Annotated in this window: 19 protein-coding genes; 7 read left to right on the top strand and 12 right to left on the bottom strand. The window is 71.5% G+C overall.

The window, feature by feature from the left end:
* Positions 1-69 precede the first annotated feature (69 nt).
* The 12 genes from ACIBNA_RS03980 to ACIBNA_RS03925 all read right to left on the bottom strand — a co-directional run bounded on the left by ACIBNA_RS03980 (position 70) and on the right by ACIBNA_RS03925 (position 11,791).
* A complete protein-coding gene (locus ACIBNA_RS03980; RefSeq protein ID WP_399163694.1) occupies positions 70-837 on the bottom strand; it encodes an SDR family oxidoreductase in 768 nt (255 codons plus the stop codon).
* A 73-nt stretch (positions 838-910) separates the two neighbouring features.
* Positions 911-1,999 (bottom strand): hypothetical protein, encoded by a 1,089-nt coding sequence (locus tag ACIBNA_RS03975; RefSeq protein ID WP_399163693.1) that lies wholly within the window; start codon positions 1,997-1,999, stop codon positions 911-913.
* On the bottom strand, positions 1,996-3,390 hold the full coding sequence (locus ACIBNA_RS03970) for an MFS transporter (RefSeq protein ID WP_399163692.1): 1,395 nt from the start codon (positions 3,388-3,390) through the stop codon (positions 1,996-1,998). Before ACIBNA_RS03970 ends, ACIBNA_RS03975 begins: the two co-directional genes overlap by 4 nt.
* A 19-nt stretch (positions 3,391-3,409) precedes the next feature.
* Positions 3,410-4,642: a cytochrome P450 gene (locus ACIBNA_RS03965; RefSeq protein ID WP_274816442.1), complete on the bottom strand. Its 1,233-nt coding sequence runs from the start codon at positions 4,640-4,642 to the stop codon at positions 3,410-3,412.
* A gap of 47 nt (positions 4,643-4,689) precedes the next feature.
* Complete coding sequence (locus ACIBNA_RS03960) at positions 4,690-4,881, bottom strand: rubredoxin (protein WP_274816441.1); 192 nt, start codon at positions 4,879-4,881, stop codon at positions 4,690-4,692.
* Positions 4,882-4,970: 89 nt separating this feature from the next.
* Positions 4,971-5,840, bottom strand: coding sequence for an alpha/beta fold hydrolase (locus tag ACIBNA_RS03955; protein WP_399163691.1), 870 nt, complete (start codon positions 5,838-5,840; stop codon positions 4,971-4,973).
* A complete protein-coding gene (locus ACIBNA_RS03950; protein ID WP_399163690.1) occupies positions 5,837-6,943 on the bottom strand; it encodes a fatty acid desaturase in 1,107 nt (368 codons plus the stop codon). Before ACIBNA_RS03950 ends, ACIBNA_RS03955 begins: the two co-directional genes overlap by 4 nt.
* A 10-nt stretch (positions 6,944-6,953) precedes the next feature.
* Positions 6,954-7,247 carry an acyl carrier protein gene (locus ACIBNA_RS03945; RefSeq protein ID WP_399163689.1) on the bottom strand — a complete coding sequence of 98 codons (294 nt, stop codon included), beginning with the start codon at positions 7,245-7,247 and terminating at the stop codon, positions 6,954-6,956.
* Between the two features lie 6 nt (positions 7,248-7,253).
* Complete coding sequence (locus ACIBNA_RS03940; RefSeq protein WP_399163688.1) at positions 7,254-8,237, bottom strand: acyl-CoA desaturase; 984 nt, start codon at positions 8,235-8,237, stop codon at positions 7,254-7,256.
* A complete protein-coding gene (locus tag ACIBNA_RS03935) occupies positions 8,237-9,133 on the bottom strand; it encodes an acyl-CoA desaturase (protein ID WP_399163687.1) in 897 nt (298 codons plus the stop codon). Before ACIBNA_RS03935 ends, ACIBNA_RS03940 begins: the two co-directional genes overlap by 1 nt.
* 56 nt (positions 9,134-9,189) lie before the next feature.
* The gene (locus tag ACIBNA_RS03930) at positions 9,190-10,968 is read right to left on the bottom strand and encodes a fatty acyl-AMP ligase (protein WP_399163686.1); all 1,779 of its coding nucleotides are present in this window, start codon (positions 10,966-10,968) and stop codon (positions 9,190-9,192) included.
* A gap of 58 nt (positions 10,969-11,026) precedes the next feature.
* Positions 11,027-11,791, bottom strand: coding sequence for an acyl-CoA thioesterase (locus tag ACIBNA_RS03925; protein WP_399163685.1), 765 nt, complete (start codon positions 11,789-11,791; stop codon positions 11,027-11,029).
* A 401-nt stretch (positions 11,792-12,192) separates the two neighbouring features.
* Here ACIBNA_RS03925 and ACIBNA_RS03920 point away from each other — a divergent pair, with 401 nt between their 5' ends.
* The 7 genes from ACIBNA_RS03920 (at position 12,193) to ACIBNA_RS03890 (ending at position 22,192) form a co-directional block, all read left to right on the top strand.
* The gene (locus ACIBNA_RS03920; protein WP_399163684.1) at positions 12,193-13,179 is read left to right on the top strand and encodes an NADPH:quinone reductase; all 987 of its coding nucleotides are present in this window, start codon (positions 12,193-12,195) and stop codon (positions 13,177-13,179) included.
* A gap of 237 nt (positions 13,180-13,416) precedes the next feature.
* Complete coding sequence (locus tag ACIBNA_RS03915) at positions 13,417-13,959, top strand: SRPBCC family protein (RefSeq protein WP_399163683.1); 543 nt, start codon at positions 13,417-13,419, stop codon at positions 13,957-13,959.
* A 65-nt stretch (positions 13,960-14,024) separates the two neighbouring features.
* Positions 14,025-15,593 carry a class I adenylate-forming enzyme family protein gene (locus ACIBNA_RS03910; protein ID WP_399163682.1) on the top strand — a complete coding sequence of 523 codons (1,569 nt, stop codon included), beginning with the start codon at positions 14,025-14,027 and terminating at the stop codon, positions 15,591-15,593.
* Between the two features lie 527 nt (positions 15,594-16,120).
* A complete protein-coding gene (locus ACIBNA_RS03905; RefSeq protein ID WP_399163681.1) occupies positions 16,121-17,503 on the top strand; it encodes a nitrate/nitrite transporter in 1,383 nt (460 codons plus the stop codon).
* Positions 17,493-19,598 (top strand): molybdopterin oxidoreductase family protein, encoded by a 2,106-nt coding sequence (locus ACIBNA_RS03900; protein ID WP_399163680.1) that lies wholly within the window; start codon positions 17,493-17,495, stop codon positions 19,596-19,598. Before ACIBNA_RS03905 ends, ACIBNA_RS03900 begins: the two co-directional genes overlap by 11 nt.
* Entirely contained in the window at positions 19,595-20,959 is a 1,365-nt protein-coding gene (locus ACIBNA_RS03895) for an FAD-dependent oxidoreductase (RefSeq protein ID WP_399163679.1), read from the top strand. Before ACIBNA_RS03900 ends, ACIBNA_RS03895 begins: the two co-directional genes overlap by 4 nt.
* Positions 20,960-20,974: 15 nt before the next feature.
* Positions 20,975-22,192: an NAD(P)/FAD-dependent oxidoreductase gene (locus ACIBNA_RS03890; RefSeq protein WP_399163678.1), complete on the top strand. Its 1,218-nt coding sequence runs from the start codon at positions 20,975-20,977 to the stop codon at positions 22,190-22,192.
* The last annotated feature ends 385 nt before the right edge of the window (positions 22,193-22,577 follow it).

The raw sequence follows: 22,577 nt of genomic DNA, 5'->3' as shown, positions 1-22,577 counted from the left end.
AGATGCGTGGGTGTGACGACGGGCCCCAGCCTGCCCCGGGGCCCGTCGTCCATGAGCAGAAGAGAGGGCTCAGCCCTTGGGGGCCGGGCCGTTGCCGAGCGACGAGGCGCCGCTGACGTCGATCACCTGACCGGAGACCCAGCCGCCGGCGGGGGAGGCGAGGAAGCCCGCCACACCGGCCACGTCCGCCGGGGTACCGGTGCGGCCGAAGGCGGACCAGCTCTCGGCCAGCGCCCGCATCTGCGGGTGGGCCAGCCACGGGTTGAAGTCCGTGTCGATGATTCCCGGGGCAACGGCGTTGACCGTGATGCCGCGCGGGGCCAAGGCCTCCGCCAGCGTGAGCGTCAGGGTGTTCATCGCGCCCTTGGTCATCGAGTAGGCCACCACGTTGGGCATGGCGATACGGGTGGTCGCGCTGGAGACGTTGATGATCCGGCCGCCGTCACGCAGCCGGTCCAGACCCTGCTGGATGACGAAGAACAAGGACTTGACATTGACTGCGACCAGCTTGTCGAAGTCGGCTTCCTCCACATTGCCGATGGGGGCGAGCAGCCCCGCACCGGCGTTGTTGACCAGGATGTCGAGCCCGTCGGCGACTTTGTCGAACTCCGCCCACAGGGCGGTCGCATCGCCGTCCACTCCGAGCTCCGCCCGGACGAGGAACGCCTGGCCGCCCTCCGCCTCGATCGCGGTCACGACCTCCTTGGCCGCGGCCTCGCTGCTGTTGTAGTGGACGCCCACCCGGGCCCCGTCCGCCGCCAGCCGCTCGGCGATGGCCCGTCCGATGCCCTTGCTCGCGCCCGTCACCAGAGCGACCTTGCCTGACAGAGTGCCCATGGGAGCACCTCCATATCGTGATTGATCCGTCAACACGGGATAGATGTCGAACAGTTGTGTAGCTCTGCCTGTCTCATGGCGTCCGTGCCGGATGGCGTCCGGCGGCGGGCCGCCCGGCAGGCAGGTTCCGGGGTGGGGTGCGGAGCATCCGCCTGGCCGCCGGCGGCTGCCGCCAGATGCGGCCCGTCCGCGGTGCCGGACCCTCCAGTACGGGCCCGCCGGACGCCGGTCGCACCGTGGTGGTGACGCAGGGCAGGGCCAGCTGGAACCGGGTGTGAAAGCCGCCGAGCAGTAGGTGGATGACGGGCTCGGCGGCCGGGCGACCACCTGTCCTGGTGCCGTACGGCGGCCTCGGGGTCGAGTCGTGGGACCCGAACGCCACCGCCGTGACGGCGCTCATGCCTGGGTCGATCTCGAAAAGCCTTTCGAGGGTGGCGGCCGCGAGGTCGGAACCGGCCTCGACGGCCTTGACCGGAGTGGCCCGGCCGTCCCGGACGTCGAGCACCAGCGGATAGCGCACCAGCGGCGTCAGGCGGTCGTACACCGCCCTGCGGCCCACCCGGTCGCCGCCGACGACGGGGTGGCCCTTGACCGTCACCGCTCCGGTCGGCGTGCCGAGCGACAGGGCGGTGTCCAGGGCGAGCCAGGTGGGCGGGATCGCGTGCACCTTTCCCGGGGTGAACGGTTCCGTGCCGCCCGCGTCTTCGGCGCGCTGCAGCCGTGCCCTGGAACCGGCCAGCGATTCGGTGAGCGTCAGGGAACCGGAGAGTTGCAGGGCCCGCGACAGCCGCTCCTCACGGCGCGCCGACTCCGCGGGACGCTGCTGCGCCAGGCAGCGCAGCACGCGACGGATCCGGTGGATCCGGTCCGCTCCGGTACCCAGGTGGGCCGCGGCCACCGTGCGCCGGGGGGTGACGGCCTCGGGGGCTGCCGTCAGCAACGCCTCGTCGGCGGCCAGCACCAGGACGTCAGCGTCCGGGCCCGCCTCGGTGAGCAGGCCGGTCAGGGAACGGCCCGGTCCGGCGGCGATCACGCGCTGTTCGGCGTGGCGCCCGGTCGGCTCGACACGGACGAGCCCGGCGTACGGCTCCTCCACGATCACCACCGCGCGCCGCCGTCCCGGCGGACAGGACCCCCACACCGCGGGGGACACCGTGATCACTGCTTCTCCTTCGCGGGCGAGGGGCGGGGAATGGCGAGGCAGAGCACCGCCGCGACCAGGCCGAGGGCGAGGGTCAGCCACCAGCCGTGGTCGAACGCCGTGATCCGGTCCGCGCCGTGGGAGTTGCCGAGCACCGCGACCAGGACGGCGACGCCCAGTACCGAGCCGACCTGGCGGGCCATGGTGACCACTGCGGAGCCGGTGGAGAAGCTGGTCGGCGGCAGCGCCGAGACGGCTGCGCCGACCAGGGTGGGCACGGTCAGTCCGACGCCGATGCCGGTGAGCAGCATGCCGGGCAGCAGCCCCGTGACGTACTCGGGGCGGGTGTCCAGGACCAGCGTCCACCAGCCGATGCCGAGGGCGAACACCACGCACCCGAACGCCGAGACCGCGCCGGCTCCGTACCGCCGGGTGAACGGGCCGGCGCCGATCGCGAGGATCGGCACCATCAACGGCCCCGGGGCGATGGCCAGTCCGGTGGCGAGCGGGGACCAGTGCCAGACGTCCTGCGACCACAGCACGGCGGACAGCAGCATCATCGCGAAGGCCACCGCGAAGACCAGGTTGGCCAGGGTCGCGAAGGGCATCGCGGGAAGCCGCAGCAGGCTCAGCGGCAGCACCGGGGACGGGTGACGTGCGCAACGTACGACGAAGAACACCAGTGCCAGGGCTGAGCCCGCCAGGCAGCCGAGCACCGGGCTCGAGGCCCAGCCCCAGTCCTCGCTGCGGACCACGGCCAGGGACAGCAGCGCGATCCCACCGGTGAGCGCAGCGGCGCCGAGCACGTCCGCGCGAGCGCTCGCGGTGCGGGCCGGTGTGGCGGGCACGGCGCGCAGGCCCACCGCCCAGGCCGCCACCCCGATCGGCACGTTGACCAGGAAGATCCAGCGCCAGTCCAGCTCGGTGAGCAGACCGCCGGCGAGAGGTCCGAAGGCGGCGGCGAGCCCGCTGATGGCGCTCCAGGTGCGGACCGCCCCAAGGCGGCGCTCCGGCGGCGCCGCGATGAGCAGGATGCCCAGCGACGAAGGGATGAGCAGGCCGGCGCCGACCGCCTGCACGATCCGGGCGGCGACCAGGGTCCACACGGTGGGCGCCAGTGCGCACGCCACGGAGGCGAGGACGAAGACCGCGAGCCCCGCCAGATAGGCGCGGCGTGGCCCGATGCGATCCGCGAGCCCGCCTGCCGGGATCAGCGAGGCCGCGTAGACGACGGCGTAGGCGTTGAGGATCCAGGACAGCGAGGCGAGGGACGCGCCGTTGTAGTGGGCGCCCACGTCGGGGAGGGCGACATTGACGATGAACACGTCCAGGTTGGACATCGCCACGCCCGCCGACACCACGCCGAGGACCACACCGAACCTGGCGGCCCGCAGGGGAACAGCTGTGGACATGAGATTCTTCTCCCGGGCCTCAGCCGAGGGTGGCCGGCAGGCGGTCGTGGCCGCGTTGGACGATCTGGTCGCGGAATCCGGGCAGGCCGACGATGGCGAGCTTCGGGAAGCGGCGCAGCAGGCGGGGCAGTACGGTCTCGGCGGACAGCCTGGCCAGGGCCGCGCCCAGGCAGTAGTGCGCGCCGGCGCTGAACGTCAGCTGCTTGTTGCCCTCCCGGTCGGGGTCGAAACGGTCGGGTTCGGCGAAGCGCTCGGGGTCGCGGTTGCCCGCGGCGATGAGCAGGGTCACCGCGCTGCCCCGGGTGATCTTCTCGCCGAAGAACTCCAGGTCCTGCCCGGCGACCCGGTTCAGGGCGTGCACCGGCGGATCGAAGCGGAGCACCTCCTCCAGGAACCGGGAGACGAACTCGGGCTCCCGCCTGATGCGTTCGGCGTACTCGGGGTTCTCCACGGCGATGCGGACGGCGTTTCCGAGCAGGTCCTGCGGCGCCTCGCTGCCGGCCACGATCACGGCCATGAGGTTGGCTATGAGGTCTTCCTCGGTCAGGTCGCTGCCGGCGTCGCGGGCGCGGATGAAGGCGCTCGTCAGGTCCGGACCGGGCTCCGCGCGGCGCAGGGCGACGAGTTCGGTGACGTACTCGGCGAGCCGGTCCATCGCGGCGTCCGCCGGCTGGAGCCGGCCGAGGTCGCTGACGGGGTCCATGGAGGTGGTGATGGCCGCGATGACAGGGTGCAGTCCGGGCAGGTCCTCCTGGGGCAGGGACAGCAGCTCACCGAGGACGGCGATCGGGAACCGGTAGGTGAACTCCTCCACCAGGTCCACGCTGCCGCCGTCGGCCGTCAGCCTCTCCAGGTGCCGCACCGCCTCGTCGGCCAGACGCTCCACCATCGGGGCGAAGGCGGCGACGCTGTGGGCGGAGAAGGCGCTGGAGAAGAACCGGCGCATCCGCTCGTGATCGGGCTCGTTGCTGAACAGCATGTTCTTGGTGAGCCACACCCAGGAGGAGTGCTCGCGCCAGCCGGGCATGCGCAGGTCCTGCATGGCCGCATCGGTCTGGAGCAGGCCGGGGTGGCGCAGTGCCCGAGCGCACTGCTCGTGGCCGACGGCGAGCAGATGCGTCTCACCCAGCCGCACCAGGCCGCCGTGGGCGCGCAATTCCTCGTAGAGCGGGTACGGGTTCTGCTTGCCCTCGGGCGACAGCAGCCGGATCATCACGTCCAGCGGTTCGGCCAAGGTCTGAGACTCGGTCACTTCTGCTCCCGGTGGTTCATCGGTCACTGGTCAACGGGCGGTGCTGATCACAGCTGTTCCATCACGAAGTCGGCCTTGGCCGCGCCGCATTCGGGGCACTCCCAGTCGTCGGGGATGTCCTCCCAGCGGGTGCCGGGCGGTATCCCGTCCTCCGGCAGCCCCAGTTCCTCGTAATAGACCCAGCCGCACAGCAGACACATCCACGCTCGCTTGGCGGTCCGGACACTCAGGTCGTTCATGGGATCACTTACTTCTCTGCTACCGGGCACCCGCCCGGAGGCGGACGCGTCTCCTGGGCCGGTGCGGACTGCGGACTGCTGACTGCGGATCACGGGCCCACGGGCGCGTCGCGGGCGGTGTGTCCGGCGACGAACGCCGAGACGCCGGCCTGGACCCGCGGGGAGCTGAGGATGCCGATGTGGCCGACGTCCGGGGCGGCCTCCAGCCGGGCCCCGGGCAGCTCCCGGGCGATCACCTCGGCATCGGAGTACGGCACCACCGCGTCGGCCGGGTCATGGACGGCGAGCACCGGGCAGTCCAGACCCTCGCCGCGTGCGACGGCGTCCCAGTGGCTGACGGGCACGCCGTTGCGCCGGTGCAGCTCGGCGTAGACGCGCCGCACCGTGTCGGGTCCCAGGCGCAGCCCGGCGCCGTCCCACCTGTCGAGCACTCCGCTCAGCGTGCAGGTGGGCGCGATGACCACCAGGGCGTCCAGCTCGGCCCCGCGCAGGGCGGCCCCGCTGATCGCCGCGATCGAGCCCAGCGAGTGGGCGATGATCACGCTCACATTGCCCAGGGTGCCCAGCACGGCCGCGACCGCCCCGGAGTACTGGGTCATGGTCGCCTGGGACCCCGGCCACACTCCGTGCGCCGGTGCGTCGAACGCGGCGACGGTGAAGCCCAGGTGCCGCATCGGTCCGACGAAGGAATGCATGCTGCTGCTGTCGGACGCCCAGCCGTGCACCAACAGTGCCGTCGGGCGCCCGTCACCGGGCTCACCCCAGACGTACCCTCCGGAGATGTCCGGGGAGCCGTCCACCGCGAACCGCCGCGCGCCCAGCGGCAGCACGTTGTCGGGCCGCAGGCCCAGCCTGCGGGTGTCGCTGAACACATCGGTCGCCCAGCGCGCTGCCGCGCCCGGCGCGATGGCGCTCAGCGCACCGTGGACCACCCTGCGCACGGCTCGGCGTCCGGTCACCGTCCGGCCTCGGCGAACTTCGAACCGGCTGCCCCCTCGGGCGGCACCTTGCTGCCCGAGCGGTCGCTGTAGAAGCCCGACTCGGTGTCGTAGAAGTGCAGATGGCGGACGATGTCCCACATCTGGCGGAATGAGAACACCTCTTCGCGCACCATCCCGGGGTACTTCTCCTTCAGCGCCTGCTGTGCCTTGGGCAGGTTGTAGAAGGGGATCACCGGCGCCACGTGGTGGGCCGTGTGGATCGAGATGTTGTGGGTGAGGAAGAGGAGCCACTTCGGGTAGACGTAATCCGTCGTGACCAGGAGGCGGCTGGCGTTGCGCGTCCAGTGCTCGGCCGTCAGGTAGGGGATGTCGCTGGCGCTGTGGTGCATCAGCGTCGTGGCGCTGAACCAGGCGTGGGTGGCCAGCCACGGCGCCACGAAGTACAGCAGCACTCCCTGCCATCCGGTGAAGTAGGCGAGCGCACCGAAGTACGGCAACCCCATCGCAAGGACGAAGGCGATGGAGCGCTTCACGTCACGGCGGTGCGCCGCCTTCGGGTAGAAGCCCGGCCGGAAGGCGGACTCCACCCAGTAGTTGATGGTGCCGCCCCAGAACGCCCAGGTCCTGGTCGACAGGTAGACGAGCTTCTGTCGCAGTGGCATCCGCCGGTACACGCCGGCCGGCAGGGGGCGCCAGTCGGTGTCCAACTCCAGGTGATTGGTGCTGGAGTGGTGCATGTTGTGCACATGCCGCCAGGAGTGGAACGGGTAGGCCAGCGGCAGCAGTGACAGATGTCCGATGACGGTGTTCAGACGCCTGTTGCGGGAGAAGGAGCCGTGCCCCGCGTCGTGCGCTATGCAGTGCAGGCCCCAGCCGCCCAGACCTGCCACGATCCACAGCGGCAGGTAGAGCGTCCAGTGCGGGACGAAGGCGACACCGACGACGGCGCCGCCGTACAGCAGCCAGCTGACCGCGAACCCGAGTAACCCGCGCCAGACCCGCGGCTCGAAGTAGCTCTTGGGGACGGCGGCGGCCAGCCGCTCGCCCTCGATCGCCGCGGACCGGGCGAGGAATTCCTCGAACTGCGCGTCAGGCGCGGTGGGGAAGTCGAACGCACCCATGTCGGCCCTCCTAGGCGGCCTGGTCCGGAAGCCGGAGCTCCTTGGCCAGGTAGCCGCACAGATCATCGATGGTCTGGTACTCGTAGAGCAGTCCCGGGGAGAGCCGTCGTTCGACGACCTTCTCCAGTGCGCCGGAGACCTGGACCGCGACCCGGGAGTCGAGGCCGTACGACTCGAAGGTGAGCGAGGTGTCGATCTGGTCCTTGGTGACCTTGAGGTGGTCGGCCAGATACGCCACCAGCCAGTCGCGCAGCGCGGCCTGCGTCAGGGGGCCGCTCGGCTTGGCAACCTTCTTCTTGAACACGCTCGGTCACTCCGTCCCTTTGGTGGAGCCGGCGGCCGCCATGGCGAGCGCCTGCTCACGCTTCTTCTGGATCTGCTCCTTGGTCGGCTCGCGCAGGTCCCAGACCAGGCCGACCTTTTTCAGTCCGGCGAGCAGCCATCCGCTCAGGTCCGGCTCCAGCCAGCTCACGCCGTGCCGGTAGGAACCGGGGAAGGCGTGGTGGTTGTTCTGCAGGCCCTCACCGAAGGTGAGGATCGCGACCGCCCAGTTGTTGGCGCTGCGGTCCTCGTTGTCGAACGGGCGGCCGCCTATCGCGTGGCAGACGGAACCGACCATCCAGGCCGCCTGGTTGGCCAGGAAGATCCGCGCCAGGCCACCGAAGACGACACCGGTGAGGGCGGACATCGCCGTTCCCTCGACGGCGAAGCCGATCAGGCCCGGGAGGATCACACCGCTGATCACCCAGATCGCGTAGGTGCGGTGGTAGTACATCAGCCGGCGGTTGCGCAGGACGTCCGGCGCGAACACCGACCACTTCGAGTTCTCGGGGCTGAGCATCCACGGCATGTGCGCGTACCACAGGCCGTGCAGGCGCTGCTTGAAGGTGCGTCCGTGCAGGTTCGGCGAGTGCGGGTCGCCCTCCTGATCGCTGAAGCGGTGGTGCCGGCGGTGCGTGGTGACCCACCACATCACGGGTCCCTGGGCACCCATCGAGGCAGTGATCATCATGATCGCCTCGAACACCGGGCCGGTACGAAACGCCTTGTGGGCGAGGTAGCGGTGGAAGCCCACCGTGATGCCGAACATGTGCACGAAGTACATCGCGGCGAACAGCCAGATGTCGGTCGCGGTGAAGTTGCCGGTCGCCAGGAAGTACGCCGCCGCCGCGGTACCGATCAGCGGCAGGATCATCGTGGTCAGTGCGGAGAACCGTTTGGTGCGCAGGCTGATCGGGTCCAAGCGGACGATGGCATGCGCCAACGCCGCTGAATGGGCCGAGGCCGTGGACATCAGGCGACTCCTTTTCCTCTCGCGGTCTTTCGATCCGGGTAGCGCACGTCGGACACCAGGCCGAGCGTGTCCATGACGCGTATGACGGTTCCGGTCGGGTCGAACTGCCAGAACCCGTGCCGGTTGTGCGCGAGCGAGGGACGGGCGTGGTGGTTGTTGTGCCAGGAACCGCCGACCGACAAGGGCGCCAGCGGCGGCACGTTCCGGCTGCCGTCCCGGGTGGGATAGGGCCGGTCCCCCAGCGTGTGACCGATGGAGTTGACGGCCCAGGTCACGTGGTCGAGAAGGAAGATCCGCACCAGGCCGCCCCACAGGAGGCCGCCCACCGCGCCGCGCATGGTTCCCGTCAGCAGCCAGCCGAGCAGCGTGGGAAGCGCGAGGCCGAGCAGGACCCACACGAAGTAGTACTGGTTCAGCCGCATCACCAGCGGATCGCGCACCAGGTCGGGGACACGCTTGGCCCAGTTCTGCCGGCGCACCTTGAACAGCCAGCCCACATGCCCGTGCCACAGCCCGCGCAACCGGGCCCACCGGTCGTTGCCCAGCGGCCTCGGCGAGTGGGGGTCGCCGTCGCGGTCGGTGAAGGCGTGGTGCTGCCGGTGGGTGGCCACCCAGAACAGCACCGGACCCTGTGCGGCCATGCTGCCCGCGATCCCCCACAGCGAGGTCACCACGGGCCTCGCGGAGAACGAGCGGTGGGAGAAGTAGCGGTGGAAACCGCCCTCGACCCCGAGTGAGGTGATCACGTACATACCGGCGAGCAGCCCGAAGTCCACCCAGCCGAACCCGTACCGCAGCGCGAACAGCACCGCCGCGACGGTGCCCAGTGTCGGGACTCCCACGGTCACATACGCCAGCCTCCGGGCCGCGACATCGATCTCACCGTCCTGCGGCACCGCATCGGCTCCGACGGCCGGTCGATCGCCGGCCCGTATCGTTCCGTCCCGGCCCGTCATCGCGCTGACCCGCTGCCGGCCGGCACCGTGAAACGCTTCAGGGTGCCCTCCAGGAAAGCGGTCTTGGTCGCCTTGCGGCGGACCTTGCCGCTGGTGGTCATCAACACCGTGCCGGGAGGACCGAAGTACAACTCGGCGGGCCGCACTCCGTGGTCGGCGGTGACCGCCGCGGTCACCGCGGCGCGCAACGACTCCTCCTGCGCGGCGAACTGGCCGGACGTACCGCGGTACTCGGCGACGACGACCACCTGCTCTTCGTCCGATCCGCCCGCCTCGTCCCCGGACACGGAGAACACGGCGCACCGGCGCAGCGCGCCGTCGCAGCGCTCCACCGAGGCCTCGATGTCCTGCGGATAGAGATTCCGGCCGCTGATGACGATCACGTCCTTCAGCCGCCCGGTCACGAACAGCTCACCGTCGAGTACGAACCCCAGGTCGCCGGTGCGCAGGAAGCCGGGGCCCGCCTGCGCCGCTCCGGCAGGCCGGGCGCCGAAGGCCGCGGCGCTCAGCTCCGGCCGCCGCCAGTAGCCGCCGGCCACGTTCGGGCCCGCTACCCACACCTCGCCGACCCGGCCGTCCGGCAGCACCTCGGCCGTCTGCGGGTCGACCACCAGCACCTCGTGGCCCACCGCGGACACACCGCAGCCGACCACCTCGACGCCGGAGGTGTCACCGGCTTCGACCCGCACGGCCGTCCCGGTCCCGAGCGCCGCCTTGTCCAACCGCTCCAGCCGGGCGGCGTCGCTCTTGGCCGGCTTGCCCGTCACGAACAGGGTCGCCTCGGCCAGGCCGTAGCAGGGGATGAGCGACGCCGCGTCGTAGCCGCAGCGTGCGAACCGCTCCCGGAACCGCTCCAGCGTCGGCGCGGACACCGGTTCGCTTCCGCAGAACACCTGGCGCAGCGAGGACAGATCGAGAGAGTCGAGCGCCTCGTCGGGGATCGAGGACGTACACAGGTCGAAGGCGAAGTTGGGACCGACCGTGATCGTCACCCGGTACTCGGTCAGTGCCGCCAGCCAGCGGTACGGGTCCTGCACGAAGTGCACCGGCGACATCATGACCAGCGGCCAGCCTCCGTGGACGGCCAGCATGATGGTGCCCATCAGGCCCATGTCGTGGTACGGCGGCAGCCAGGAGCAGCCGACGCGGTCGGGCTCCATGCCCGCGTGGGCCTCCAGCACCCGGCAGTTGCTGACCAGGTTCTCGTGAGTCAGCACGATGCCCTTGGGCTCACCGGTCGAACCCGAGCTGTACTGGAGGAGCGCCGGGTCCGCGAGCCTCGGCGGCACCTCGGCGCCGTCCCCCTCGAAGAGGGCCTCGTCGGGGAAGATCCACTGGGCCTTCGGGGTGCCCTTGGGGTACTGCGCCTCGAACGCTTCCACCTGCGGTGCGAACCGGCCGTCGGTCAGCACCGCCCGAGGCTCGCAGTCCACCATGATGGACAAAAAGCGCGCCATCGCCCGGCGTCCGAAAGGCGGGAACGAGGGCACCGCGGTGCAGCCGGCCCGCAGGATGCCGAACAGGGCGGCCACGTAGTCGAGTCCGGGGTCGAGCGCCAGGACCACACGGCTGTCCTCGATCCCGCGCCGGGAGAGCTCCCGGGCGACCGCCCGTGACCTCAGTTCAACGTCCCGGTACGTCCAGTCCACCGGGTGATCCGTCGTACCGTCCGGCAGAAACCGGAAGGCCAGTGCGTCCGGGTGCGCCTCCGCCCGGGCCGTGAGGATCTCCGGCAGCGAGAGTCCGTCAGGCGGGCTTGCGGATGGTTCCAGCACGGAAGTGGCCTTTCTGCTCGGGGTCTCATCGCTCACGAAGGACGGCGGCGGGCCGGGGTCAGCCGCCGCGGACCATGCGCAACTGCTGGGCGGAGCCCAGGTGGGTCCCGTCCGGATCCCAGGCGTCGATCGATTCCGAGGACCATCCGGAGGCGGCGGCCTGCTGTGTCGTCGCCCGCAGGAGAAGCCATGGCGACGACGCCTGCGCCAGCCCCGCCCCGGGCCGCACCGTGATCTCCACGGTCGGCACCAGTGCCAGTGTCGAGAGCACGGCCGCGTACGACGGAGCCAGCGCGTCCATCAGAAAGACAAAGCGCACGGCGTCCGGCGGAATGTCGTCCTCCAGGAGGCGGACCCATGCCACCAGTTCGGCCCGGTTCCCACCCCCATAAGGACGTGCCGAACCCACCGGGCGAATCTCCATGCTCGTCGAGATCGGCACGAATTCCTTCGGAATCGCGAACACGTCGCATTCCTTGGGACTCGGCACCTCGGGCATCGGTTGCCGCACCGTCGGCCACGAGGCGTCGCCGGCCGCCGCGGCGAAGACCGCCCAGGAGTCGAGCAGCGGACCGCGCTCCGACTCGGCGCGCCCGGACACGATCGAGCTGGACCGCCCGGCGTGCGTCAGGGCGGTGTCGATCCGGAACGGAGCGTCGATGGCGCGGCCGAACCGGCCCGTCACACTGACCAGTTCACGCCCTTCGGCATGCTGCCGCATGGCCGAGGTCACCAGCGCGAGCGCCAGTCCGCCGTGCAGCCCGCCGAAGCCTTTCAGATGGTCGCGAACGTCGACATGACCGTCCCGCGAATTCTGCAGCAATCTCCCCGGAGGTATCGAATCCACAACTCCGCCCCCTCGTTCTTTCTACGTCAACACGCCTTGTGTTCACGCGTCGATCGGACAGTGAAACAAAAACCGCGAAAAGTTGCATGCGAGATCGGCGGCCCGGAAAATGGAATCCCATTTTCCGGATCGCGGTCATGCCGCCGGTTCGCCGGCGGCGGTGCGGGTGCGGCGCCGCCGGGGGCGGGCTGCCGCCTCAGGCTCGGAGCCTGTGGCCAAGAACCGGCCAAGGACCGGCCAAGGAGCGGTCAAGGGCGGCCGGTCACGGGGAGACATCGGCGGCGACTTGACGGACCAGGGGCGCCGATGTGACGGAACCTGAGCGGTGAGCCGCCGGGGCGTGGGCGAAGGCGCCCGCCTGGAGAAGAATCCAGACCATGCTTGCCGCCTACATCGAAGAGCTCGGTTCGCCGGATCTCATCCAGGTCGGTGAACTGCCCCCTCCCCAGCCCGGCCCCGGCGATGTGCTCGTCGACGTCGAGGTGACCGCCGTCAACCACGTGGACACCTTCGTACGTTCAGGGGCCTGGCGGACGCCGATGTCCTTGCCCTTCGTCATCGGACGTGACCTGGTGGGCACGGTCGTGGCGGCCGGGCCCGGCGCACCCGGCTTCCGCGCCGGGGACCGCGTGTGGTGCAGCAGCCTCGGGCACGCGGGCCGCCAGGGTGCCGCCGCCGAGCGGGTCGTGGTGCCGGCCGACCGGCTGTACCGCCTGCCGGACGGCGTCGACGCGGTGGACGCGGTCGCGCTCTCCCATCCGGCGTCGACGGCCTACCTCGCGCTGTTCACCCACGGGCGGGTGCGGGCCGGGGAGACCGTCCTCATTCTCGGCGCCGCGGGAAACGTCGGCAGTGCCGCCGTGGTGATGGCCGCTCAGGCCGGTGCCCGGGTGGTCGCCGTCGCCTCGGCGCGGGACGCGGACTACTGCCGCGCTCTCGGCGCCCGGAATGTGATCGACTACCGGGACCCCGAGGCGTCCTGGTGGATCGGGGAGGCCGCACCGGGCGGAGTCGACCTGTACATCGACACGTCCGGTCGCAACGACCTCGAGACGGCGATGAACCTCCTCGCGCCGCGGGGACGCGTCGTGATCCTGGCCGGCCTGCGGACCCGGCCCGTACTGCCGGCCGGACCGCTGTACCTGCAGGACCGATCGGTGCACGGCTTCGCCATCTCCCACGCCCGCGCCGACGAACTGGCCGAGGCCGCCACCCACATCGGCCGGCTGATGGCCGACGGCCTGCTGCGCCCGCGTGCCACGGAGGTACTGCCACTGAGCAAGGCGGCCAAGGCCCACCGCATGCTCGAGGAGAGCAAGGTCCACGGAAAGCTGGTGCTGCGGGTCGCCGATCCGGCCCGGTGAGGTCGCCGGTGGCCGAACGGGTCCCCGGGCGGCGCGCCGAAACTCGTGAACGAAACACACGAAAGCGCGGGTGCACCCGCCAATGTGTCTTCTGGTGTCTCTCGACGTCTCTGCCAGGAGGGTCATTGGCGGGTTTTCCCGTTGGTTCTCCGTCACCTTTACCGGTATTTCTGGGACCTGACGGATCAGGGCGGCAATGGTTGACCCCGGCGCACCGCGGTCGGCAGGATCTCAGTCATGGCCAACACAATCCTTGAAAAGTCCCCGCTGTTCGAACTGCGCGCCGGCAAGCGTATTTCAGCGCGTCCCGAAGAGGTTTACGCGGTCGTGAGCGACCTGCCGCGCCAGGTCGAATGGAGCCCGGAGTGCAGGGGCGGCGAGTGGGTGTCCGGTGAGCCGTCCACGGTCGGCGCGATCTTCCGCGGCGAGAACCTGCGCAGCGAGGACGTGGTGGCCTGGGCTCCGCTGATTCGCGGCACCTGGCACACGGAGGCCAGGGTCGTCGCGGCGGAACCGGGCCGGACCTTCCAGTGGATGATGCTCACGCACGCCCGTGAGGACCAGGAGAGCATCTGGGGTTTCGACATCGAGGCCGACGGCGACGGCAGCGTTCTCACCCATCATTTCCGCATGGGCAAGCCGACCGCCGGAATTCACAAGATCGTCAAAGACATGAACGAGTCGGAGTGCGAGAAGTTCATCACCGACTGGACCGCGAAGCTCGAGCAGGACCTCGACGAGACCCTTGACCGGATCAAGGACGTCATCGAAAAGCAGTAGCTCCACTTCTTCCTTGGCTGGTCGGTAGTGCGGGAAACCGCATTCATGGACGAGAGAGCGGGTAGATGTTTCTCCAGCGCATAGGAAACAAGGGAATTCGCCTGGGCACGTTGTTCGACCGCGCGGCGGCCCGGCATCCGGCGAGCTTCGTGATCCTCGATCACGATCTCGACATCGCCCCCCAGTTGGGCCGTCGCGCGACGCTGACGGAGCTGGCCGGCCTGATCGACGACTTCGCCTCCCGGCTGTGGTCGGTGCAGGTCCGCCCGGGCGACCACGTCGTCGTGCACAAGAGCGACGGCTTCGACATCTCCCTGCTCGCCTGCGCGGTCGCCCGGGTCGGCGCCATTCCCGTGCTGCTGTCGCCGAAGCTGGACGGCGAGACGGTCGCCGTACTGCTGCGCCGGGTCGGGCGGCCCTTCCTGGTGACCGACCAGAGCAAGCTGGAGAACTCGCTGCCCGCCGAGGTGCTGGAGATCTCCCGGCAGGTGCTGGTCACCTCCGGGGAGTACCCGGGCGCCACGCCCTTCGCCGACCTGGCCGGAGCCCCGCGGGTGGCGGCGGTCACCATGCCCGTCGACCACCCGACGCTCATCACGCACACCTCCGGCACCACGGGCATCCCGAAGCTGGCCGTGCACACCGGCAAGAGCTTCCAGGCCCGCTACCGCCCGCAGGCGACCGTGGTGGCCACCGCCGTCCGCCGCAGCGAACCGATCGCGGTGCACGTGTCGTTCGTGCACTCGCGGATGTTCACCGCCATGCCGATCTCCATCATGCAGGGCCACCCGCTGATCATCCTCAGGGACGACGACCCCAGGACCGTCGCCGACCTGTTCGCCCAGGTGCCGCCGGGATTCATCGAGGCCCACCCCAACACGTTCCTGCGCTGGGAAGTACTGGCGGACGACCCGCGCGGCCCGCTGGCCAACGTGAAGTACTTCTCCAGTACCTTCGACGCCATTCACCCCCGCACCGTCAACCGCCTGCTCCAGGCTTCCCGCCGCAAGGGCCGCCGGTTCGCGCAGGCCTACGGGCAGAGCGAGGTGGGCCCGATCGCCGGGCGCACCTACTGCCTGAAGGACGGCGCCGACTTCAACGGACGCTGCGTCGGCATGCCGTTCCCCGGCATGACCGGGGTGCGCGTCGTCAGCCGTGACGGCAAGCCGCCCACCAAGGAGAACCCCGGCTTCATCGAGGTCAGAAGCGACGGCCGCATCGTCACCTACCTCGGCGAGCACCACCGCTGGGAGAAGCAGGTCAACGACGGCTGGTGGCGCATGGGCGACGTCGGTTACCGCACCAAGCGCGGCTGCCTGCACCTGCTCGACCGCGAGGTCGACGAGATCCCCGGCATCCAGAGCACCCTCGAGATCGAGGACAAGCTCTTCACCCGGGTGCCGGAACTCGTCGAGGTCATCATCGTTCCCGGCCAGGACGGCATCCCGGTGCCCGTGGTGTGCACGCGGGACAACAAGCCGCTGGACCAGGTCGCCTGGCAGTCGGCCGTGGCCGGGCTGCCGCCGATGGCGGACCCCGTCCAGTGGCGGCTGGAGGACCTGCCGCAGACCGCCACCACCAAGATCAAACGGCTTGAGCTGGCTCGGCTGCTCACGCAGGAGCCGGCGACGTAACACGGCGCCCGCACGGCGTGGCGGCCGTCGGGCCGCCCGTCCGGGCTCCGGCGTCGGGAAACCCGGACGCCGGAGCCCGCAGGCCGGTCCTTCTGCGCGTATGCCTCCGACTCGCCGGCGAAGCCGCGCACACCCGCGTCGAACCGGCCCACGGCCTGCAGACCAGCCCTGACGGCATGCGCGACGACCTCGGCCTCACCGGCAGCCTCGTCGTCTTCCGAGCGGATCACGGCCGTACCGGCCCCCCCGGATCGGCCAGGCGGCCGCCGAGCAGCCGCTCGACGAGGCCGCCACTGCCGCCTTACGCACCGGACAGGAACCGGCCGAGGTCCTCGCGGTCTCGGCCGAGCTGTCAAGACGCCTGAGCGCGGCGGAACCGGCCGACCTGTGCGATCCGGCCCGCCGCACCGGCGCCGCACCGGACCTCGTGGAGGCGGGCACCGCGCCGCTGACCCCTACGGGGCGTGCCGGGCGGATCAGCGCCGCTCCGCCCGGCACGCCGCGCAGACACAGGAGACCGATCAGACATGACGACCCGACAGCCTGCCTCCGGGCGGTGGATCCAGGGCTGGGACCCGGAGAACGAGGAGTTCTGGGAACGCTCAGGCAAGAAGATCGCCCGCCGCAACCTGCTGATGTCCGTCCTCTCCGAGCACGTCGGCTTCTCCGTGTGGAGCCTGTGGTCGGTACTCGTCCTGTTCATGTCGCCGGAGATCGGCCTGGGCTTCGCCCCCGACGAGAAGTTCCTGCTGGTGGTGACCCCCACGCTGGTCGGCGCGGTGCTGCGGCTGCCGTACAGCCACGCCGTGACCCGCTTCGGCGGCCGCAACTGGACGGTGTTCTCCTCCGCCGTGCTGCTCGTGCCGGCGCTTCTCGCGTTCGTCTTCGTCCAGCGCCCCGGAACACCTCTGTGGGTGTTCCTGCTGATCGGCGCCACGGCCGGACTGGGAGGCGCCAACTTCGCCTCCTCCATGACCAACATCACCATCTTCTACCCACAGCGGCACCAGGGCTGGGCCCTCGGCCTGAACGCCGGCGGCGGCAATCTCGGCGTCGCGGTCATCCAGCTGCTGGGCCTGCTGGTCATCGCCACGGCCGGTGACACCCACCCCTCGTACGTGGCCGGTGTCTACCTGCCGCTCATCGTGATCGTGTCCCTGCTGGCGGCGCTGAAGATGGACAACGTCGACGCCGTACGCGCCGAACCGGGCGCCCTGCGCGAGGCCGCCGCGAGCCCCCACACCTGGTGGATATCCGCCCTGTACATCGGCACCTTCGGCTCGTTCATCGGCTACGGCTTCGCCTTCGGCCTCGTCCTGCAGAACCAGTTCGGGTCCACCCCGCTCGAGGCCACCTCCGTCACCTTCCTCGGCCCGCTGCTCGGTTCCCTCAGCCGGCCCGTCGGAGGCAGGATGGCCGACCGGTGGGGCGGCGCCCGCGTCACCCTGTGGAACTTCCTCGGCCTCGCCGCGGGGACCGTCGTCCTGCTCATCGCGTCGCACGCCGGCTCCTTCGGCCTGTTCGTCGCCGGCTTCACCGCACTGTTCGTCCTCAGCGGCATCGGCAACGGCTCGACGTACAAGATGATCCCCGCCGTGTTCGCCCGGGAAGCGGAGGACGCCATCACCTCCGGCGCCGACGCACCGCCGGCCTTCGCCCGCGCACGGCGTGTCTCCGGCGCGGTCATCGGCATCGCGGGTGCGGTCGGCGCGCTCGGCGGCGTCGCCATCAACCTCGCCTTCCGCGCCTCGTACCAGTCAGCGGGCGGCAGCGCCGAGACCGCCTTCCTCTGCTTCCTCACCTTCTACGCCCTGTGCGCGCTGGTTCTCGTCAAGGTCTACCTGCGCCGGGACCGCACCCAGCGCACCGCTCCCGGTCCGTCCCGACCCCGTACCTCCCATGTCCGGTGACCGCGCGCAGGGCCTCACGGTCAGCGTCGGCACGCACTGCGCCTACTGCGCCCTGCAGTGCGGCACCCGGCTGCACCGCAGCGGCCAGGCGGTCGAGGTCGAGCCGTCGCCCGACTTCCCGGTGAACCAGGGCGGACTGTGCCAGAAGGGCTGGACGGCCCCCGTCCTGATCACCGCTCCCGACCGGCTGCGCACCCCCCTGGTGCGCGGAGCCGGTGGCGAACTCGCCCCGGCCGGCTGGGACGAGGCCCTGGACCTGATCGCCCGGCGCCTGCAGCGGCTGCGTGCGGAGCACGGCCCCGACGCCGTCGCGGTGTTCGGCGGCGGCGGACTGACCAACGAGAAGGCGTACGCCCTGGGGAAGTTCGCCCGGGTCGCGCTCGGCACCAGCCGGATCGACTACAACGGCCGCTTCTGCATGTCGTCGGCCGCGGCCGCCGGCAACGCGGCGTTCGGCATCGACCGCGGACTGCCGTTCCCCGTCACCGACCTCTCGGGCGCCGATGTCGTCATGCTGGCCGGGGCCAACCCGGCGGAGACCATGCCCCCGTTGATGCGCCATCTGACCCGTCCCCGGCTCGTCGTCATCGACCCGCGCCGTACCCGCACCGCCGAACAGGCGGCGCTGCACCTCCAGCCCGCCCCCGGCACGGACCTCGCGCTCGCCCTGGGCCTGCTGCACCTCGCCGTGACCGACGGCCACCTGGACAAGGAGTACCTCGACACCCGCACCACGGGATTCGAGGCCGCCTGGGAGTACGCCGTCGCCTGGTGGCCCGAGCGCGTCGAGCAGATCACCGGCGTTCCCGTCGACGACCAGCGCGCGGCCGTACGCATGCTCGCCGAGGCCGATCGGCGTTACCTCCTCACCGGCCGCGGCGTGGAGCAGCACAGCAAGGGCACCGACACCGCGGCCGCGTTCATCAACCTGGCGCTGGCCCTGGGCCTGCCCGGCAGGGCGGGCAGCGGGTACGGCTGCCTCACCGGCCAGGGCAACGGCCAGGGCGGCCGCGAACACGGCCAGAAAGCCGACCAGCTGCCCGGATACCGCATGATCAGCGACCCTGAGGCGCGCGCTCACGTCGCCGGCGTGTGGGGCGTCGACCCGGCGTCCCTGCCCGGCCCCGGCCCCGGCGCGTACCAGCTCCTGGATGCCCTCGGCACCCCCGGCGGGCCACGGGCGATGCTGGTATTCGGCTCCAACCCGGTCGTGTCCGCGCCCCACGCCGCCCACGTGGCACGCCGTCTGGCCGCACTCGACCTGCTCGTGGTGGCCGACCTGGTGCCGTCCGAGACCACCGAACTCGCCGACGTCGTCCTGCCGGTGGCCCAGTGGGCCGAGGAAGAGGGCACGACGACCAGCCTCGAAGGGCGCGTCCTGCGCCGTCGGCCCGTGCTCGCCCCGCCCGACGGTGTCCGCACCGACCTCGAGGTGCTGCACGGCCTCGCGGTCCGGCTGGGCCAGCCGGCCCACCGCTTCCCCGTCTCGCCGCGCGCCGTCTTCGACGAGCTGCGCCGTGCCTCCGGCGGCGGCCGTGCCGACTACGCCGGCATCACCTACGAACGGCTCGACGCGGGCGAGGCACTGTACTGGCCCTGTCCCGACGTGCCCGGCGGCGACCACCCGGGAACGCCCCGGCTGTTCCTCGACCGGTTCGCCCACCCCGACGGCCGGGCGCGTTTCGCTCCCGTGGAACACCGCGACCCCGCCGAGACACCCGGCACCGACTACCCCCTCCTCGCCACGACGGGCCGGGTGCTGGCCCAGTACCAGTCCGGAGCGCAGACCCGCCGCGTACCCGAACTCGTGGCCGCGGCGCCCGAGGCGCACGTCGAGGTCCACCCCGACACCGCCGCCCGGTACGGCCTCGGCGAGGGCGGCCTGGCCCGGGTCACCTCGGCCCGCGGCAGCACGATCGCCCGGGTGCGCCTGGTGCGGACCCTGCGCACCGACACCGTCTTCCTGCCGTTCCACTTCCCGGGCGCCGGCCGGGCCAACCTGCTGACCGGCCCGGCCCTCGACCCGGTCAGCGGCATGCCCGAGTTCAAGGTGAGCGCCGTGCGCATCGAGCCCTGGCGGGAGCCGACGACATGACCGCGGTCACCGTCATCGGCCACGGCCCCGCCGCCCACCGTCTGATCCAGCGCCTGCGCCACCACGGGCACCGCGGCCCCGTCACGGTGGTCGGCGCCGAACCACGGCCCGCCTACAACCGGGCCCTGCTCGTCTCCGTCCTCGACGGCACCCTGCCCGCCGCGGGTCTGGCGCTCGCGCCGCTCCCGCCGGACGTACGGGTCCACACCGGCGTCCGGGCCACCGAGGCGGACCTGCGGCGCCGACTGGTGCGGACCGACGACGGGGCGGAGCACCCCTACGACGTCCTGGTGCTCGCCACCGGTTCCCGGGCCACCGTGCCCGAACTGCCCGGTGCCGACGGCACGTTCGCCCCCGAGATCCGCGCGCCGTACACCCTTGCCGACGCCCGCCCGGTGGACAAGGGGCCCGTCGTCGTGGCCGGCGGCGGGCTGCGCGGCGTCGAGGCCGCGTACGCGCTCGGCCGCGCCGGACACGACGTCACGCTCGTCCACCCCGGCGCCCACCCGATGCACCGCCTCCTCGACGAACGCGCCGGAGCCCTGCTGACGGCCGCGCTCCGGGATTGCGGCGTGGTGCCGGAGACCGGGCGCCGCGTCTTCGGCGTGGAGCCCGGCAAGGTGGCCCTCGACGACGGCCGGCTGCTGGCCGCCGGGACCCTGCTGATGTGCACCGGCGGCAGACCCGACACCGCGCTCGCCCGCGACGCCGGACTGGCCGTGCGGCACGGCGTGGTCGTGGACGACCGGATGCGCACCTGCGATCCGCACGTGTACGCCCTGGGCGACTGCGCCGAGCAGCCTGGCTGCCACGGCACACTGGCGTCCGCCTGGGACCAGGCGGACGCCCTGGCCCGGACCCTCACCGGCGGAGACGGCCGCCGGCGACCCTCGCGGCACGTCGTCCGGCCCCGGTTGCCCGGACTCGCCGTCGCCGTCGCCGGACCGCCGGGCACACTGAGCGCCCCGGGCGACGACGAGCAGATCGTGTTGTCCGACCCGGCCCGTGGTCGCTACGGGCGGCTGGTGCTGCGCGACGGCCGCGTGCACGCCGCCGTCCTGGTGGGCCTGCCCCGGGCCGTCGCCGCCGTCGGCCAGCTGTACGCGGCGGACCGCCCGGTGCCCGCCGACCGGCTCGCCCTGCTGCTGGGCACGGGCGGCGAGTACGCGAGCTCGGCGGAACTGCCGGACACCGCGGTGGTGTGCCAGTGCAACAACGTCACCAAGAAGGCCCTCGAACAGGCATGGCGGCGAGGTGCGCACGACCTTCCCGCGATCGCTGCCGCGACCCGCGCCACCACCGGCTGCGGCAGCTGCACAGCCCTCGTCCGCCAGGTCTGTGAAAGGGCCGCACAGCCGTGAAGGGAAACCCGCCGCATGACACGCGTCCTGGTGGTCGTCGGGCACGGAATGGCCGGGAACCGGCTCGTCGAGGAGGTCCGGTCCGGTGACCGGTCGGGCCGGTGGCGGATCGTGGTCGTGGCGGAGGAACCACGCCCCGCCTACGATCGCGTCTCCCTGTCCTCGTACCTCGACGGCACAACCGCCGCCGACCTCACCCTCGCCACTCCCGGCCTGCTCACCGACCCGCTGGTCGACCTGCGGCTGAGCACGAGGGTGACCTCCGTCGACCGCGCCGCCCGCACCGTGACGTGCGCCGACGGCACGCTCCTCGGCTACGACGCGCTCGTCCTGGCCACCGGATCGCGTCCGTTCGTGCCCCCCGTCCCCGGCCGGGACCTTCCCGGCTGCTTCACCTACCGCACGATCGAGGACCTCGACGCGCTCCGGGCCGCCGCGGCGCCGGGCGAACCCGGTGTCGTCATCGGCGGCGGCCTGCTGGGCCTGGAGGCCGCACAGGCCCTTCGGCTGCTCGGGATGCGGCCCCACGTCGTCGAGATGGCACCGCACCTGATGCCGCTTCAGGTCGACGAGGGAGGCGGTCGGGTCCTCGCCCGGCTCGTGGGCGAGCTCGGAGTGAGCGTGCACTGCGGCCGCGGTGTCGCCTCGCTCGACGAGGGCCCCGACGGCCGGGTGCGCGGGGTGACGCTGTCGGACGGCACCGCTCTGCCCGCCCGGGCCGTGGTGTTCGCCGCCGGTGTGCGTCCCCGTGACGAACTGGCCGAGTCCGCCCGGCTCGAACGCGCCGAACGCGGCGGCGTCCTCGTGGACCAGCACTGCCGTACGGCCGACGAGCGGATCTGGGCCGTGGGGGAGTGCGCCGCGGTACTGGGCCGCTGTTACGGCCTCGCCGCACCCGGATACCGGATGGCGGAGGCGGTCGCGCGTCAGCTGCTGGGTTCCCCCTCCGCCGCTTTCCCCGGGGCGGACATGTCGGCCAAACTCAAGCTCCTCGGCGTGGACGTGGCCGGCTTCGGCGACATCCACGCCAGGACCGAGGGCGCCGTGGAGTTCGTCCGCGAGGACCGCGCCGCCGGCACGTACGGCAAGCTGGTCCTCGCCTCGGACTGCCGCACCCTGCTCGGCGGGGTCCTGGCCGGCGACACCAGCGGCTACGCGGTGCTCCGCACCCTTCTCGGCCGCGAACTCAACAGCCCTGCGGACCTCCTGCTGGCCGGGACCCAGTCCATGTGAACGGCGCGCCACGCCACGCTCGGGCGTGGCGCTGTCCGCACGCGGGGCGTCGGCGGTGCCGGCGCTGGCCGCCTTCCCCTTCGTGACCGCACGTCACCGCGCCTGCCCTGGTGAGAGCGGTGGGTCCGCGGTGTGACGCGATCCCCTGCGCCGGTTCGACCCGCCCCCTGGGAGCCCTCGGCCGACAGCCGTGTGACGGGCAGGGGCTGTTCCGCGCCATCCGGCTCACCGCACGGCGCGATCCCGCTGGCGGATACCCTTCACCACCGCATCGCGAACTTGAACCTTGGAATAGGTTGATCGTGCCGTCTGCCTAGGCATTTGCCGTTCTTTGGTTCCCTCTTGGCCGTCGCGTGTGAGGCTCCAGTGACGCGGGAGGCGGCCG

It is taken from the genome of Streptomyces sp. NPDC050164 (assembly GCF_044459945.1).
In the GTDB taxonomy this organism is placed as follows: Bacteria; Actinomycetota; Actinomycetes; order Streptomycetales; family Streptomycetaceae; genus Streptomyces; species Streptomyces coeruleorubidus_A.
This window is presented reverse-complemented; position numbering and strand designations above follow the sequence as displayed.